Source organism: Bradyrhizobium sp. (genome assembly GCF_035570375.1).
Classification (GTDB): Bacteria; Pseudomonadota; Alphaproteobacteria; order Rhizobiales; family Xanthobacteraceae; genus Bradyrhizobium.
The window spans coordinates 1-14,577 of record NZ_DATMLW010000260.1; the positions used below are offsets into that span (position 1 = coordinate 1).

16 protein-coding genes are annotated in these 14,577 nt (G+C 61.0%); 15 read left to right on the forward strand and 1 reads right to left on the reverse strand.

The window, feature by feature from the left end:
- From VNX23_RS28925 to VNX23_RS28940, 4 genes are all read left to right on the forward strand, one after another.
- On the forward strand, positions 1 to 356 hold a 356-nt coding region (locus VNX23_RS28925), incomplete at its 5' end, for a YciI family protein (protein WP_325634995.1).
- Entirely contained in the window at positions 353 to 1,627 is a 1,275-nt protein-coding gene (locus tag VNX23_RS28930; protein ID WP_325634996.1) for an RNA polymerase sigma factor, read from the forward strand. The genes VNX23_RS28925 and VNX23_RS28930, both read left to right, overlap by 4 nt.
- 213 nt (positions 1,628 to 1,840) lie before the next feature.
- On the forward strand, positions 1,841 to 2,383 hold the full coding sequence (locus VNX23_RS28935) for an SRPBCC family protein (RefSeq protein ID WP_325634997.1): 543 nt from the start codon (positions 1,841 to 1,843) through the stop codon (positions 2,381 to 2,383).
- Positions 2,384 to 2,421: 38 nt separating this feature from the next.
- Positions 2,422 to 2,832, forward strand: a complete 411-nt coding sequence (locus tag VNX23_RS28940; protein ID WP_325635009.1) for a VOC family protein — start codon at positions 2,422 to 2,424, stop codon at positions 2,830 to 2,832.
- A 24-nt stretch (positions 2,833 to 2,856) separates the two neighbouring features.
- On the opposite strand, the gene VNX23_RS28945 is transcribed toward VNX23_RS28940, so the two are convergent.
- Positions 2,857 to 3,300 carry a hypothetical protein gene (locus VNX23_RS28945; RefSeq protein WP_325634998.1) on the reverse strand — a complete coding sequence of 148 codons (444 nt, stop codon included), beginning with the start codon at positions 3,298 to 3,300 and terminating at the stop codon, positions 2,857 to 2,859.
- Between the two features lie 243 nt (positions 3,301 to 3,543).
- Here VNX23_RS28945 and VNX23_RS28950 point away from each other — a divergent pair, with 243 nt between their 5' ends.
- The 11 genes from VNX23_RS28950 to VNX23_RS29000 all read left to right on the forward strand — a co-directional run bounded on the left by VNX23_RS28950 (position 3,544) and on the right by VNX23_RS29000 (position 14,465).
- The gene (locus tag VNX23_RS28950; RefSeq protein ID WP_325634999.1) at positions 3,544 to 3,915 is read left to right on the forward strand and encodes a nuclear transport factor 2 family protein; all 372 of its coding nucleotides are present in this window, start codon (positions 3,544 to 3,546) and stop codon (positions 3,913 to 3,915) included.
- 133 nt (positions 3,916 to 4,048) lie between these two features.
- The gene (locus tag VNX23_RS28955) at positions 4,049 to 5,206 is read left to right on the forward strand and encodes a serine hydrolase domain-containing protein (RefSeq protein WP_325635000.1); all 1,158 of its coding nucleotides are present in this window, start codon (positions 4,049 to 4,051) and stop codon (positions 5,204 to 5,206) included.
- A 336-nt stretch (positions 5,207 to 5,542) separates the two neighbouring features.
- Positions 5,543 to 5,962: a YciI family protein gene (locus tag VNX23_RS28960; RefSeq protein ID WP_325635001.1), complete on the forward strand. Its 420-nt coding sequence runs from the start codon at positions 5,543 to 5,545 to the stop codon at positions 5,960 to 5,962.
- A 45-nt stretch (positions 5,963 to 6,007) separates the two neighbouring features.
- On the forward strand, positions 6,008 to 6,373 hold the full coding sequence (locus VNX23_RS28965; protein ID WP_325635002.1) for a hypothetical protein: 366 nt from the start codon (positions 6,008 to 6,010) through the stop codon (positions 6,371 to 6,373).
- A gap of 188 nt (positions 6,374 to 6,561) precedes the next feature.
- Entirely contained in the window at positions 6,562 to 7,278 is a 717-nt protein-coding gene (locus VNX23_RS28970) for a TetR/AcrR family transcriptional regulator (protein WP_325635003.1), read from the forward strand.
- Positions 7,279 to 7,383: 105 nt separating this feature from the next.
- Complete coding sequence (locus VNX23_RS28975; protein WP_325635004.1) at positions 7,384 to 7,857, forward strand: DUF2852 domain-containing protein; 474 nt, start codon at positions 7,384 to 7,386, stop codon at positions 7,855 to 7,857.
- A gap of 414 nt (positions 7,858 to 8,271) precedes the next feature.
- Complete coding sequence (gene tolQ / locus VNX23_RS28980) at positions 8,272 to 8,985, forward strand: protein TolQ (protein WP_325635005.1); 714 nt, start codon at positions 8,272 to 8,274, stop codon at positions 8,983 to 8,985.
- Positions 8,986 to 9,192: 207 nt separating this feature from the next.
- Positions 9,193 to 9,639, forward strand: coding sequence for a protein TolR (gene tolR / locus VNX23_RS28985; protein WP_325635006.1), 447 nt, complete (start codon positions 9,193 to 9,195; stop codon positions 9,637 to 9,639).
- Positions 9,640 to 9,643: 4 nt separating this feature from the next.
- Complete coding sequence (locus VNX23_RS28990) at positions 9,644 to 10,570, forward strand: protein TolA (protein WP_325635007.1); 927 nt, start codon at positions 9,644 to 9,646, stop codon at positions 10,568 to 10,570.
- A gap of 48 nt (positions 10,571 to 10,618) precedes the next feature.
- Entirely contained in the window at positions 10,619 to 11,980 is a 1,362-nt protein-coding gene (gene tolB, locus VNX23_RS28995; RefSeq protein WP_414643105.1) for a Tol-Pal system beta propeller repeat protein TolB, read from the forward strand.
- 184 nt (positions 11,981 to 12,164) lie between these two features.
- Positions 12,165 to 14,465: a putative bifunctional diguanylate cyclase/phosphodiesterase gene (locus VNX23_RS29000; RefSeq protein WP_325635008.1), complete on the forward strand. Its 2,301-nt coding sequence runs from the start codon at positions 12,165 to 12,167 to the stop codon at positions 14,463 to 14,465.
- Positions 14,466 to 14,577 lie beyond the last annotated feature (112 nt).

A 14,577-nucleotide genomic window follows, 5' to 3' on the forward strand; every position in this document is an offset into this window, starting at 1 on the left:
TCCTTTGCTACCACGATGAAGATTTCGTCGGTTCCTGGACCAAGGACCAGGACGCTGCCGTGATGAACAAGCTTGCTGTCGTGCAGGACAAACTGGCGAGCCAAGGCCGGCTCGGCCCGGTGGCGCGGCTGTTGCCGACGACATCGGCGACCACCTTGCGCAAGGACGACCCCCCGGTCGTGATCGATGGTCCCTATGCCGAGACCAAGGAACAGCTGCTCGGCTTCTACGTCGTCGACTGCAAGAATCTCGACGAGGCGCTCGATGTGGCGCGCGATCTCGGCGCGGCTAATCCTGGCGGCGCTTACGAAATTCGCCCTGTTGGGCTGTTTCAGCCCGGGAGCACTGCGACGTGACCGACACCGCCTGGATCGATGCCGCGCTCACCTCGGCGCGTCCCCAGGCGGTCGGCGCGCTGCTCCGCTATTTCCGCAATCTCGACACCGCCGAGGAGGCTTTCCAGAATGCCTGCCTGCGGGCACTGAAGACCTGGCCGCAAAATGGCCCGCCGCGCGATCCGGCGGCGTGGCTGATCATGGTGGGCCGCAATGTTGCGATCGACGAAGTGCGCCGCTCCCGCAAGCAGGAAGCCTTGCCGGAAGACGAATTGATTTCCGATCTCGACGATGCCGAGGAGAAGCTCGCCGAACGTCTCGATGGTTCGCACTACCGCGACGACATTTTGCGGTTGCTCTTCATCTGCTGCCATCCGGACCTGCCGGCGACGCAGCAGATCGCGTTGGCGCTGCGCATCGTCTCCGGCCTCACCGTCATGCAGATTGCGCGTGCGTTTCTGGTTTCGGAAGCTGCGATGGAGCAGCGGATCACCCGCGCCAAGGCGCGCGTCGCCTCCGCCGGCGTGCCGTTCGAAACGCCCGGCGCAGTCGAACGCAGCGAGCGGCTCGCGGCGGTCGCGGCGATGATCTACCTGATCTTCAACGAGGGCTATTCCGCAAGCGGCGAAACTTCCGAAATCCGCAAACCGCTTTGCGAGGGGGCGATCCGCCTGGCGCGGCTGTTGCTTCGGCTGTTTCCAAGCGAGCCGGAAATCATGGGCCTGACTGCGCTTTTGTTGTTGCAGCACGCCCGCGCGGCGGCGCGATTCGATGTCAACGGTGAGATCGTGCTGCTCGACGACCAGGACCGCTCGCTCTGGAATCAGAAGATGATCGCGGAAGGCGTTGCCTTGATCGACAAGGCGATGCGCCATCGCCGCAGCGGGCCTTATCAGGTGCAGGCGGCGATCGCGGCCCTTCACGCGCGCGCCGCAAGACCCGAAGATACCGATTGGGCACAGATCGACCTGCTCTATGGCGCGCTCGAGATCATGCAGCCCTCGCCCGTGGTGACGCTCAACCGTGCGGTGGCGGTCTCCAAGGTACGCGGGCCCGAGGCCGGCCTGCAAATGATCGAGCCATTGGCGGAACGGCTTTCCGGTTACTTCCATTTTTTCGGCGTGCGCGGCGCGCTGTTGATGCAGCTCAGCCGCAACGAAGAGGCCCGCGTCGCATTCGACCGCGCGATTGCGCTCGCCAATACCTCCGCCGAAGCCGCCCACATCCGCACCCATCTCGATCGGCTGATCCGCGACAGCGCCACGCCCGGGACAAAGGATTCAAAAAAATAATTTGTCCTCGTTTGTCTGTCGGCGCCCCGCCATTTCGCCTTCAGCTCAGAAAGGGTAGTTGAAGAGGGGACGCGAGATGAATCCGCAATATATCGAAGTGGTCAGCCTCCTGATGGTGTGGGGTGGACCCTGGTTCCGTGACACGGGCATGCGCGCCTTATTTCCGCTAAAAGCCTGGTTCGCCCGGCTCACACCCTGAAGGAGCGGCAAATCATGCTTCAAATCCTCGCCATCATCGCCGCCGTGCTTGCGATCGCGATCGCAATCATACTCGTCCTCGCCATGACCAAGCCGGATAGTTTCAGCGTCCGGCGCACGGCGCTCGTGAGCGCGCCGGCGGAAAAGATCTTCCCGCTGATCAGCAACTTTCATCAATGGACAAGCTGGTCGCCCTGGGAGAACAGGGATCCCGCGATGAAGCGGAGCTATAGCGGCGCGGAAAGCGGCAACGGCGCCGTTTATGCATGGGAGGGCAACAAGAATGTCGGTTCCGGCCGCATGGAAATTCTCGATGCCACCTCGCCGTCAAAAATCGTGATTAAGCTCGACTTCTTCAAGCCGTTCGAAGGCCACAACACCGCGGAGTTCAATTTTGTGCCAGAACGCGACGCATCCACGACCAACATCATCTGGGTCATGCATGGACCGGCGCCGCTCATGTCCAGAATAATGCAGGTGTTCATGAATCTGGACAAAATGATCGGCAGGGATTTCGAAGCCGGTCTCGCCAATCTGAAGCGGCTTGTCGAGAAATAAACGCAACACCTGACACTCACGATAACAAGGAGCAGATGATGCAGATCAATCCCTATCTTTATTTCGACAGCAATTGCGAAGCCGCATTCAAGTTCTACGAAAAAGCGCTCGGCGCCAAAATCGAAATGCTATTGCGAAACGAGGACGGCCCCCCGGAGATGGCCTCTTCCCCCGAGCGGAAGAAGAATATCATGCATGGCCGGATTTCGATCGACGGCCAGGTATTGATGGCCTCCGACACCCCTCCAGATCATTTCAGGAAGCCGCAGGGCTTTTCGGTGTCACTGACGGTCAAGGATCCGCTCGACGCCGAGCGCAAGTTCAAGGCATTGTCGGAGGGCGGCAGTGTCAATATGCCTTTCGGCAAGACTTTCTTCGCCAAGGGATTCGGCATGTGCGTCGATCAGTTCGGCATCCCCTGGATGGTGTTCAGTCCGAGCGAGGGTTGATCGCCTCGATCGCGCTGATCGCGCTCACCGGCAGGTTGGATAAAGCGCGGCGAGTTCGCGTCCACGCAACAGCAGCAGCCGTGAGGTCAATCCGCCGCGGCTGCGAATCCAGTTCCTCACTCCGGCCGGGTAGGTCTGAAGCACGATCTGGGAAGCTTCCGGCTCGGCATAGGTGCGGCCGCGCCGGTCGATCGACCGCGCGGCATGGAATCCGAACACCGCCCGTCGCGTCACGCAGATGCGATTGCTCGGCACCATGCTCAGCACCAGGGTGCAGGCCGAAAGGCACGGGCCGTCGATCACGACGCGCTCGCCGGAGTCGCGCACCTGCTCGAACAGGTCGAGGAATGGTCCGACCTGTCCACCCGGACTCTGCAGGATGCGTACCTCGGCTTGCGCGGGAGCTGTGGCCAACGCGCACGTCATTGCCGCAAGCCGGATCGTCCTGAGGATGGCCGTTCGGTTCATGTCGATATCGTTGAGCAGGTGTTACCGCAGCAGAATATCAACAGCGTATCGAGCGGCAAGGTTCCATCACGTGCGCAAGATGAAGAATTTCCATTGACGCGGATACCGAAGGAAGCCATTCGGCAAAGCCGATGCCGCGCGCCGCGAGGCGAGGTTTGAAGGCGCGTCGGCCCCGGTGCGCCGATGGGATGGTGCGTGAAGTTTCCACCCTTCCTCGCCAATGTAACGACGGGAGCATCTTCCATGCCCGGACGCGACAAGTCTGAAATCATTCGCGCGCTTTTTGCCGCCTATCTCGCGAACGACCGCAAGGCGATCGAGGATGCCTTTACCGATGATTTCCGTTTCACCAGTCCCTATGACGACGAAATCGACAAGCGCACCTATTTCGCGCGGTGCTTCAGGGACAGCGGCTGGATCGGGCGGCAGGAGCTGGAACGCATCTTTGTCGAAGGCAATGGTGCGTTCGTGACCTACCGATGCGTTGCAAAGGAGGGGAGAAGCTTTCGCAACACCGAGTTCTTCACCTTCGAAGGCGACAGGATCAGGCGCATCGATGTCTATTTCGGCGCCACCTATCAAAATGGCACTTTTCTGCGCCAACGAATCAACTGATTTGTCAGCGCTGTACTTTCACGCCAAAAACAGCCTAATGCCACAACATGAATTGCGACTTCTGATGTCCCCCGGGGGAGGAACGATGCCCACAACTGGCGAGAGCCTATTCTCGAAAAAACGACTGGGTCAAATGCACGACGTCATGGCCGGCCATGTCGAGCGCGGCGAGGTGCCGGGGCTGGTAACGCTGGTCAGTAGCCGCGGCGAAATCCATGTCGATGCGATCGGTCGCGTCGCCTTCGATGGTCCGCTGATGGCGCGCGACACGATTTTCCGCATCACCTCGATGACCAAGCCGGTCACCGCGGCGGCGGCCATGATCCTCGTCGAAGAAGGCAAACTGCAGCTCGACGACCCCGTCGATCGATGGCTGCCGGAACTCGCCGATCGGAAGGTGCTGCGCCGATTGGGTGCGCCGATTTTTGACACAGTGCCGGCGAAGCGCGCGATTACGCTGCGCGACCTGCTCACGTTCCGCTGCGGCCACGGCATGATCCCGGTTTTTCCCGATCGCTACCCGATCCAGCGGGCGATCGCGGAAGCGGGCTTTGCGCCGGGACCGGTATTTCCCTCGTTTCCGCCGGACGAATTGATGCGGCGTTACGGCACGCTGCCGCTGGTCTTTCAGCCGGGCGAGCGCTGGCTTTACAACGCTGGATCGGAGATCCTCAGCGTCCTGATCGCGCGCGTGGCCGGCGTGACGTTCGGCGAATTTCTGCGCGATCGCATCTTTGCGCCGCTGCGCATGACGGACACCGCCTTCTTCGTGTCCAGGGACAAGCAGCACAGGTTTGCGACCGCGTACGGCCGCCATCACGCGACCAGGCAACTGACGGTTTTCGATCTTCCGGACCAGGGCCGATTTTCAAGCTCGCCCGTCTTCGAGAATGGCGCCGCCGGTCTGGTCTCGACTGCGGAGGACTTCAACGCCTTCGCGCAAATGATGCTTAACGGCGGCACTCTCGGAAACGAACGCATCCTGTCACGGCCATCCGTGGAGCTGATGACGAAAAACCACATCTCGGCAGATGAAAAACGGGAATCGCAATTGTTCCTCGGCGCCACCCGGGGATGGGGCTTTGGAATGTCGGTCTTCCGAGGCATGAACGAGCGCGATGACGCGCAGGGGCGCTTCGGATGGGATGGCGGCTATGGAACATCCTGGTATTCGGACCCGCGCTCACAGCTCACCGGCATTCTGCTCACCCAGCGGCTGATGGATTCGCCGCAGCCGCCACGCACGATTACCGATTTCTGGAATTCGGTGAACCAGCTTGTGGCGAATTGAGCCGCTTCCATCGCCAAAAGCCGGTAATCCGGTCGCGGTCGTTGCCGGACGAGGCGGCCTTTACCTCCGAAATAATTTCAAAGGGCATGTCGGCGCCGCAAATCCCTGTTCGTCTTCCTTGAGAGCGCCGGCTAGTGCCGTCCATTTGAAGTTCCTGCATTACAAGCGGCGAATTCCATCCAGGGACTTCAAATGGAAAAGCGGTACTAGAATCATGGATTTGCTGGCGCCCATGACTTTCCGAAGTTCGTGAAAGTGGACGCTGAGGTGTAGCACGCACTTCGGAAAGTGGGCACTAGCCGGGGCTCGAAGCAAGTCAAGGAAACGGAGAACGGAATGCGATTCATGATGCTGATGATCCCGAGAGGTTACGAGACCGCCGCGCCGGGCGCCATGCCGCCTGCGGACGCCGTGGCCGCGATGATGAAATACAACGAAGCGCTCAAAGAGGCCGGGGTGCTGATCACGCTGGACGGGCTGCACCCGCCCTCCATGGGGGCGCGGGTTTCGTTCGAGGGCGGCAAGCCGGTCGTGACTGACGGGCCGTTTGCCGAATCCAAGGAAGTATTGGGCGGATACTGGATGATTGACGTCAAATCGCTGCAGGAGGCGATCGCGTGGGCGAAACGCTGCCCGGCCTCGAATAACGAGATCATCGAAATCCGGCAGGTGCAGGAGATGGCGGACTTCACGCCCGACATCCAGGAGGCGGCGGCAGGGTTTGCCGAGTTGCAGCGCGGACAACGCGCACGCTGATTCAATTTCTTATTTCAACCCACGAATTGCAAAAAAGGAAATCCGATGAGCACCAATGACACCTTCCTCGCTGTCTTCACCGGCGGCAAGAACAGCGCAAAAATGGCTGCCTGGAACGCGCTTGCCGAAGCGGAGCGCAACACCAGGGCGCAACAGGGCATGGCGGCCTGGAAGGCCTGGGTCGAGAAGCACCAGGGTGCCATCCTGCAGATGGGTGGACCGCTCGGAAAGACCAAGAAGGTCGATTCGCAAGGGGTTGCCGATTTCACCAACCTGCTCACGGCTTTTACAGTCGTTCGTGCGCCCTCGCATGAAGCGGCCGCGAAGATGTTCGAGGGTCATCCGCATTTTTCGATCTTTCCGGGCGAGACCATCGAGATCATGCCGGTTCTTCCGATTCCGGGCGGTTAGTGTGGCGGATTTGACGTTCCTGTCAGTCTTGGCGCTAGTGCGTTACAGGAACGTCAAATCAACTCCACTATGGCGCAATTTCAGCTGCTGAGAGGGGGCCGAACGTTCAGAGATCGGCCCCTCATTAACCCTGTGATTCGCCGCTCGGTGCATGACAGGGGCGGCCCGCTCATGTAAAAGTCCTTTACATGAGTTGGCGCAAGGAACAGGGCCGCGCCGAGCGCGGCTACCATCATGGCAATCTGAAAGAGGCTCTGCTTCAGGCGGCGCTCGGCCTGATTGCGGAAAAAGGCGCGGCCGGATTCACCTTCGCCGACGCCGCGCGCATGGCGGGCGTCAGCCCGGCGGCGCCGTACCGGCACTTTCGCGATCGCGACGAGCTGCTCTCAAGCATCGCCCAGCGCGGCTTCGAGCAATTCGAGTCCGCTCTGTCCCAGGCCTGGGATGACGGCCGTCCGGACACCGTCACGGCGTTCGAACGGGTCGGCAAGGCCTATCTCGCCTTTGCGCGCGAGGAGCCCGCGTTCTATTCGGCGATGTTCGAATCCGGGCTTCCCGTCGACGTCAATGCGAACCTGCAGGCAGCCGCTGAACGCGCTTTTGCCGTGATCAGAGCCGCGGCCGAGCGGCTCGCGGCGCTGGCGCCGCCCAACATGCCGCGGCCGCCAGCGTTGATGATGGCGCTGCATATCTGGTCGATGTCGCACGGCGTCGCCTCGCTGTTTGGGCGCGGTGATGCGGCACGCCGCAAGCTGCCGATGTCAGCAGAGGAATTGCTGGAAGCGGAGGTGCTGATTTATCTGCGCGGGCTCGGCTTTCCAACTGACCGCAGGTCTGCAACCCAAGGGACGGCGGACAACAGGCCGTCCGGCAAACCTGGCGGGCCTTGGGGAACCCCAAAATAAATTCGCGGGGCGGGGTGGCAGGCGGCTTGACAAAAATCCGGGATGGTTTAGCTATGTAAATGTTATTTACATTCACAACTGCGCATTGCCGTGATGGAGAGGGAAATGGCCTACACCGCAGATGTCAATCGATGGCGCGGCCCCGTTCAGGAGCCCTACCGCCCCCATATGTTCGATACGCCATGGCACCCCGGCTGGATTGTCGTGACCGTGCTGGGTTTCCTGATCTGGTGGCCGATTGGCCTTGCCCTTCTCTTTTTCACACTCGGGAGCAGAAAAATGGGTTGCTGGAGTCACGAGCGCTGGGGGAACAAGATGGAGCGGATGCAGTACAAGATGGAGCGGATGCGCAACCGCATGGAGCGCGGTGGTTTCCCGTTCGGTCAGCCTTCAAGCGGCAACCGTGCCTTCGACGAATACCGTATGGAGACGCTGCGGCGGCTGGAGGAAGAGCAGAAGGAGTTTCGTGAATTCCTCGATCGGCTGCGCCACGCCAAGGACAAGGAAGAGTTCGATCTCTTCATGGCGCAGCATCGCTCCCGACCGAACCCGCCCTCCGATGGCCAGCCTCAAGCCTGAGGTTTTGGGATTAGCCTGAAGGCGTAGTGCCCCAACGTTCCTGACGGCGACAGAGCCGCCCGTTTGCGAAAGCAGGCGGGCGGCTTTGATTTGCGGCCCTGGGGGGTCCATTGGTCTGCCAAACGGCCATCCCGCCGGAATGGGCCGGTCAAAATCTCCTTTGGTAACCGGGTGTTAACCACGATCGGCGTCTGGTGAGAGGCGTAAGGACGCGCCGATAGCCCTCGTTTTGACACGTTGGCAGGGGATGCAAGCCTCGGCTTTTGGACGGGCCTCCCATGCGACGCATTACGGCTTACGCGCTGGCGCTTACCGCCGCGCATTTACCGCGGCCGTAGAACCGGCAGCCATCGTACCAGAAGCGTTCTGGCAGCCGAAAGGATTTGGGACACTTGCGTTGAGAGGACATCGCTTATGAATCCGGCTGACGTGGCGCAGTCCGCCTTGCCGCTCCCGAACGCTGACGTTTCGCTGATCGCCCTGTTTTGGCAGGCTCATTGGATCGTGAAGGCGGTCATGCTGGGACTGCTCTCCTGCTCGGTGTGGGTATGGGCAATCGCCATTGACAAGATCCTGCTTTATTCGCGCACCAAGCGCGCCATGGATCGCTTCGAGCAGGCCTTCTGGTCGGGACAATCGATCGAAGAACTCTATCGCGCGCTTTCGGCCAAGCCGACGCAGTCGATGGCGGCGTGTTTCGTGGCGGCGATGCGCGAGTGGAAGCGGTCATTCGAAAGCCAGGCGCGGTCCCTCGGCGGCCTTCAGATGCGAATCGAAAAGGTCATGAACGTCTCGATCGCGCGCGAGATCGAACGGCTGGAACGCCGGCTTCTGGTGCTCGCGACCGTCGGCTCGGCAGGCCCCTTTGTCGGCCTGTTCGGGACGGTTTGGGGCATCATGTCGAGCTTCCAGTCGATCGCCGCGTCGAAAAATACTTCGCTGGCGGTGGTGGCGCCGGGCATTGCGGAAGCGCTTTTTGCTACCGCAATCGGTCTAATCGCCGCCATTCCGGCAACAATCTTCTATAATAAATTCACTTCCGAGGTGAATCGGCAGGCCCAGCGCCTGGAGGGGTTCGCGGACGAGTTCTCGGCCATCCTGTCACGCCAGATCGACGAGCGTGCGTGAGGGTCGAGATCGGGATAGTGTGAGGCCTAGTGCCGCCTATTTGAAGTTCCTGCGCACAAGTGGCGAATTCATTCAGGAACTTCAAATAGAAAGCGGCACTAGAACTGAAAGTTTGCTAGTGCCCATGACTTTCCGAAGTTCGTGAAAGGGGGGCGCTGAGGTGCAATACGAACTTCGGAAAGTGGGCACTAGGGTGAGCACCAGAACATGGCGATGAACATGGCAGGCTCGCCGGGCGGCGGACGGCGAGGCCGGCGGCGCGCCGTGATGGCGGAAATCAACGTCACGCCGATGGTGGACGTGATGCTGGTGCTCCTGATCATTTTCATGGTCTCGGCGCCGCTGTTGACGGTCGGCGTCCCGCTCGACCTGCCGCAGACCCAGGCCAAGAGCCTGGAGCAGGACAAGACGCCGTTGCAGCTTTCGGTCGACCCCAAGGGGCGGGTATTCATCAATGATACCGAAGTCTCGATGAACGATCTGGTGCCGAAATTAAAGGCGATCACCGACGCCCGCGGCGGCCTCGACGAGCGTATATTCATGCGGGCGGACAAGAAGGCGGACTACGGAACGGTGGCGCGCGTGATGGGCAAACTGTCCGGCGCGGGGTTCAAGCGGCTGGCGCTGGTCACGGAAGTGGAGCAGGGGTCCTAGAAGCGTGAAGGTCGACAAGACACTGGTCGCGTCTGTGATCCTGCACGTCGTCGTGATCGGGTGGGGGCTGGTGTCATTCTCCTCAAGGGTATTCGAATCGAACCCGGAAGAGTCCTTGCCCGTCGATATTATCTCCTCCGACCAGCTCGCCCATGTGATGGCCGGCATGAAGACCGGCAAAAAGGAAAATCCGAAGCCGATGGCTGAGAAGGTGGCCGAGGCCAAGCCTGTCGAGGACGCGGTCGGCAAGATCACGGAAAAGGCACCGGTGGTCACCGACACCGCGCCGCCGCCGCAACCAAAGCCCGTGGAAAAGCCGGTCGAGAACAAGCCCGAACCGCCGAAGCCAGTCGCCGAAGCCAAGCCCAAGGAAGAGCCGAAGCCGGTCGAGAAAAAGCCGGAGCCGCCTCAAGTCGATCCGATCGCGGAAGCCTTGAAGAAGGAAGAGAAGAAGCCGAAGCCGCCAGTACAGGCCGCAACCCCGCCGCAGCCGCAACAAAAGCCGAAGGAGCGCACCTTCGACCAGTCGAAGATTGCAGCTCTCCTCGACAAGCGCGATCCGTCGCGCCAGGCCACGACCGGCGAAACGCTCAATTCCAATGCAGCGCTTGGCCTCGCCAAGGGCAGGGCCGCGGACAATTCGGCCACCTGGGGCTCGCTGTTCAAGGCGCAGGTCGAGCGCTGCTGGAAAAAGCCCTATGGCGGCATCGAGAGCCAGAACCCCGAGGCCGCTTTCACGATCCGGCTCAAGCGTGACGGCACGCTTGAAGGCATGCCGGTTCCTGAAGGCACGCCGGCGACGCCTTACCTGCGCGTCTACCAGGAGAGCGCCCTGCGCGCGATCATCGAATGCCAGCCGTATAACCTGCCGGCGGCGTATTTCGATGAGTGGAGATATTTCACGCCGGTATTCACCGAACGAAAGATCTAAAAGACCGATGCTTTCGGCGATCTCTGTAATGGAATGAAGCCCCAACCAATGACCGACACAGACCTATCGCGCCAGTCCTCACTCCGCCTGAGCCGCCGCCATCTTCTTAGCGGGATGGCTTCCCTTGGCATGCTCGCAGGCGCTCCGCAGGCCCTGGCACAAAAGCGCGTTCAGATTCCGGAGGGCGAGTTTGTCCCGTTGCCAATCGCGCTTCCCAATTTCGTTGCCGGTACGCCTTCCGATGGCGAGGTCAGCATCGGCGTCACGCAGGTCATCACCAACAACCTCAAGCGCAGCGGGCTGTTCGCGCCGATCGATCAGGCGGCCTATATCGAGAAGATCGTCAATATCGACGCACTACCGCAGTTCCAGAATTGGCGGACCATCAGCGCGCAGGCGCTGTTAACGGGCCGCATGACCCGCCAGGCGGACGGGCGCATCGAGGCCAGATTCCGTCTTTGGGATGTCGCCACCGGCCAGCAACTGGCCGGTCAGCAGTATGTCACCCAACCCGAGAATTGGCGGCGGATCGGGCACATCATCTCGGACCAGGTCTATGAGCGCTTGACCGGCGAGAAGGGATATTTCGACACCCGCGTGGTTTTCGTCGACGAGACCGGTGCCAAGGAGCGCCGCGTCAAGCGGCTCGCGCTGATGGATCAGGACGGCGCCAACGTCCGCTACCTGACGCGCGGCAACGATCTGGTTCTCACCCCGCGCTTCTCGCCGAGCACGCAGGAAATCACCTATATGGAATTCGGCCAGGGTGATCCGCGGGTCTATCTGCTCAACATCGAGACCGGCCAGCGCGAGATCGTCGGCAATTTTCCCGGCATGACCTTCTCGCCGCGTTTTTCGCCTGACGGCCAAAGGGTGATCATGAGCCTGCAGCAGGGCGGCAATTCCAACCTGTTCGTGATGGATCTGCGGTCGAAATCGACCACGCGCTTGACCGATACACCGGCGATCGATACCGCGCCGTCCTATTCGCCCGACGGAAGTCGCATCTGCTTCGAATCCGATCGCGGCGGAAAGCCCCAGATCTACGTGATGCCGGCGACCGGCGGCCCTGCTCAACGCATCTCCTTCGACCAGACCACCAACGGCACGTACTCGACGCCGGTGTGGTCGCCACGCGGCGACTACATTGCTTTCACTAAGCAGGGCGGCGGACAGTTCTCGATCGGAATCATGAAGCCCGATGGCTCAGGCGAGCGAATTCTCACCTCCGGCTTCCACAACGAAGGACCAACCTTCGCTCCGAACGGGCGCGTCGTGATGTTCTTCCGCGATCCCGGCGGCAATAGCGGCCCGTCGCTCTACACAGTGGATATTTCCGGACGGTTCGAACAGCGGGTCCCAACCCCCGGATTCGCGTCCGATCCGGCGTGGTCGCCGCTGCTTTCGTAAGATTTGCCTCGCATTTTCCGGATGCCTCCGTCATGAGCGGCGGCAAATCTTGCCTAGCCTGCTGATTTAGCGGGCAGATTCTCGTTTTTCCGGACCAGCGACAACGCCCCGGTAACGATGTTCCCTCAGAAAGACTTCATCAGCGGTGGGTTAAGACTTCGTCCGCAGAGGACGCGTGTGCACGATGCAACTGGCGAAGCACCCGACAGAGCCCGATCAGAAAATGTCACCGGCGATCAATGCGGCGCTGGTGGATTCGCTGTTCATGAATCCCGCGCCGATGGTTTTCGGTGCGTTCGGGCCTGCGATCGCCGGTTCCGTCATCGCGGGCGTCACCGGCGATATTCTGAGCTGGCTGTGCGTGCCGCTGTTCATCGTGGTCGGCGTGGCGCGTGCGCTGCAGATGTACCGATACAAGAAGCGCAATTCTCCACTCACCACCACCGAAGCGGTGATCTGGGAAGAGCGCTACAAGCTCGGCGCCTACGCCTACGGCTTCGTGCTCGGTCTGTGGGTCTGCGTGGTTCTGTTGCGCACCTCGGATTCGGCCGCGCACATGCTCTGTATCACGACGGTAGTGGCCTATACCTCCGCGGGCGTGGGCCGAACCTTCGGCCGGCCGCGGATTTTTCACGTCATGCTGGTGCTGGCCTGCGGGCCCTTGATCGCGACGCTGATGTTCGTCGGCGGGATCTATCATTTCGCGCTGGCGCTGTTGAGCCTCGTTTTCTTCGTCGCGATCCAGAGCATCACCACCAGCCTCCAGCGCATCTACCTCAATGCATGGATGGCAAGGGAGCGCGAAGCGGCGCTTGCCGGCCAGTTCGATACCGCGCTGAACAACATGCCGCACGGCCTTTGCATGTTCACCGCCGACGAACGCCTTGCGGTGATGAATCACCGCTTCAGCTCGATGATGAAGCTGCCGGACGAGCTCGTCCATAGCGGCGCGAGCGCATCCGACATTGTCGAGGCCTGTATCGAGGCGGGGTCCGTATCGGACGCGAGCGGACGGATCATACTTGCCGAAATCGAGAATTCGCAGGCAAAGGACATCATCACCACCGATCCCGACGTGGGCAGTGGTCGCTCGTTGTCCTGGACGTTCCAGCCGATGGCCGGCGGCGGCGCAGTCGTGCTGCTCGAGGACATCACCGAACGCCGCAATGCAGAGGCCAGGATCACGCATCTGGCGCGTTTCGACGAGCTGACATGTCTTCCCAACCGCGTCAATTTTCGCGACGAAATCGAGCATCTGCTGGCCGCTCCACACAATGCCACGCAATTGTCGGCTCTGTTGTTCATCGATCTCGACCAGTTCAAGCAGGTCAACGATACATTGGGCCATCCCTGTGGCGACCAACTCCTGTGCGCGGTCGCTGAGCGACTGCGCACCATGCTGCGCCCGGAGGATTTCGTGGCGCGGTTCGGCGGCGACGAATTCGTGGTCTTTCAGCAAAACATCAAATCGTCAGACGAGGCCGCAAGCCTTGCCCGCCGCATCGTCGATCACCTGAGCGAACGCTACAAGATCGACAATCATCTCGTCGAGATCGGCGCCAGCGTCGGCATCGCGATGACCGAACCGAAAGGGGTCAGCGCCGACACGCTGTTGAAGAATGCCGACATGGCGTTGTACCGGGCGAAAGCCGACGGCCGTGGCACTTTCTGTTTCTTCCGCGACGAAATGGCGCAAACCGTCGAGGCGCGACGCATCCTGGAGCTCGACCTGCGCAAGGCACTGGCGAACGAGGAGTTCGAGCTGTTCTTTCAGCCGCTCGTCAATCTCAAATCGGGGCGGATATCGACCTGCGAAGCGCTGCTGCGCTGGAATCATCCAGTGCGCGGCACGGTCTCGCCGATCGATATCATTCCGGTCGCCGAGGACATGGGAATGATCGTCGACCTCGGTCGCTGGATCCTGCGTCGGGCGTGCATGGAATGCATGCAGTGGCCGGAAGGCGTCAGTGTCGCGGTCAATTTCTCCCCGCAGCAATTCCATCAGCGCGACGTGTTGGGCGAGGTCCGTTACGCGCTCGACGTTTCCGGATTGCCTGCGCATCGCCTCGAAATCGAGATTACCGAATCGACCTTGTTGCGCAACACGCAAATGACCCATGACGTGCTTGCGCAATTGCGCGAGCTGGGCGTGCGCATTTCGCTCGACGACTTCGGCACCGGCTATTCGAGCCTCAGCTATCTGAAGCGCTTCCCGGTGGACCGCCTGAAGATCGACCGCTCGTTCGTGTCGGATATCGGCGTGTCCGGCGACGATGAAACGATCACCTCCGCGATCATCGCGCTCGCGCATTCGCTGAAATTGCAGGTGATCGCTGAAGGCGTGGAGACGTCGGCGCAGCTCGACTTTCTGAAGGAGCGTGCGTGCGACGAGATGCAGGGCTTCTACTTTGCGAAGCCGCTGTCGACGGACGCGATATCGGCGTTGTTTCAGGGGGGAGTGGGGCGGGAAGCGGAGACGGTGTAGTTCGGCGTCCCGCTCCCCGCTGCGCGTGACTCAGACGGCAGGCGTATCGAGGAACACCGGCAGTTGTTCCGCCACATCGGAAAATGCCTGCAAGTGGGGATGCGCCGCCTTG

Excerpts from the sequence above, each read along its gene's own strand:
- VNX23_RS28970 (WP_325635003.1), top strand. The coding sequence starts at position 6,562 with ATGAGTTGGCGCAAGGAACAGGGCCGCGCCGAGCGCGGCTACCATCAT.
- tolQ (WP_325635005.1), top strand. The coding sequence starts at position 8,272 with ATGAATCCGGCTGACGTGGCGCAGTCCGCCTTGCCGCTCCCGAACGCT.
- VNX23_RS28955 (WP_325635000.1), top strand. The coding sequence starts at position 4,049 with ATGCACGACGTCATGGCCGGCCATGTCGAGCGCGGCGAGGTGCCGGGG.
- VNX23_RS29000 (WP_325635008.1), top strand. The coding sequence starts at position 12,165 with ATGCAACTGGCGAAGCACCCGACAGAGCCCGATCAGAAAATGTCACCG.
- tolR (WP_325635006.1), top strand. The coding sequence starts at position 9,193 with ATGGCGATGAACATGGCAGGCTCGCCGGGCGGCGGACGGCGAGGCCGG.
- VNX23_RS28945 (WP_325634998.1), bottom strand. The coding sequence starts at position 3,300 with ATGAACCGAACGGCCATCCTCAGGACGATCCGGCTTGCGGCAATGACG.
- VNX23_RS28960 (WP_325635001.1), top strand. The coding sequence starts at position 5,543 with ATGCGATTCATGATGCTGATGATCCCGAGAGGTTACGAGACCGCCGCG.
- VNX23_RS28950 (WP_325634999.1), top strand. The coding sequence starts at position 3,544 with ATGCCCGGACGCGACAAGTCTGAAATCATTCGCGCGCTTTTTGCCGCC.
- VNX23_RS28940 (WP_325635009.1), top strand. The coding sequence starts at position 2,422 with ATGCAGATCAATCCCTATCTTTATTTCGACAGCAATTGCGAAGCCGCA.
- tolB (WP_414643105.1), top strand. The coding sequence starts at position 10,619 with ATGACCGACACAGACCTATCGCGCCAGTCCTCACTCCGCCTGAGCCGC.
- VNX23_RS28965 (WP_325635002.1), top strand. The coding sequence starts at position 6,008 with ATGAGCACCAATGACACCTTCCTCGCTGTCTTCACCGGCGGCAAGAAC.
- VNX23_RS28975 (WP_325635004.1), top strand. The coding sequence starts at position 7,384 with ATGGCCTACACCGCAGATGTCAATCGATGGCGCGGCCCCGTTCAGGAG.
- VNX23_RS28935 (WP_325634997.1), top strand. The coding sequence starts at position 1,841 with ATGCTTCAAATCCTCGCCATCATCGCCGCCGTGCTTGCGATCGCGATC.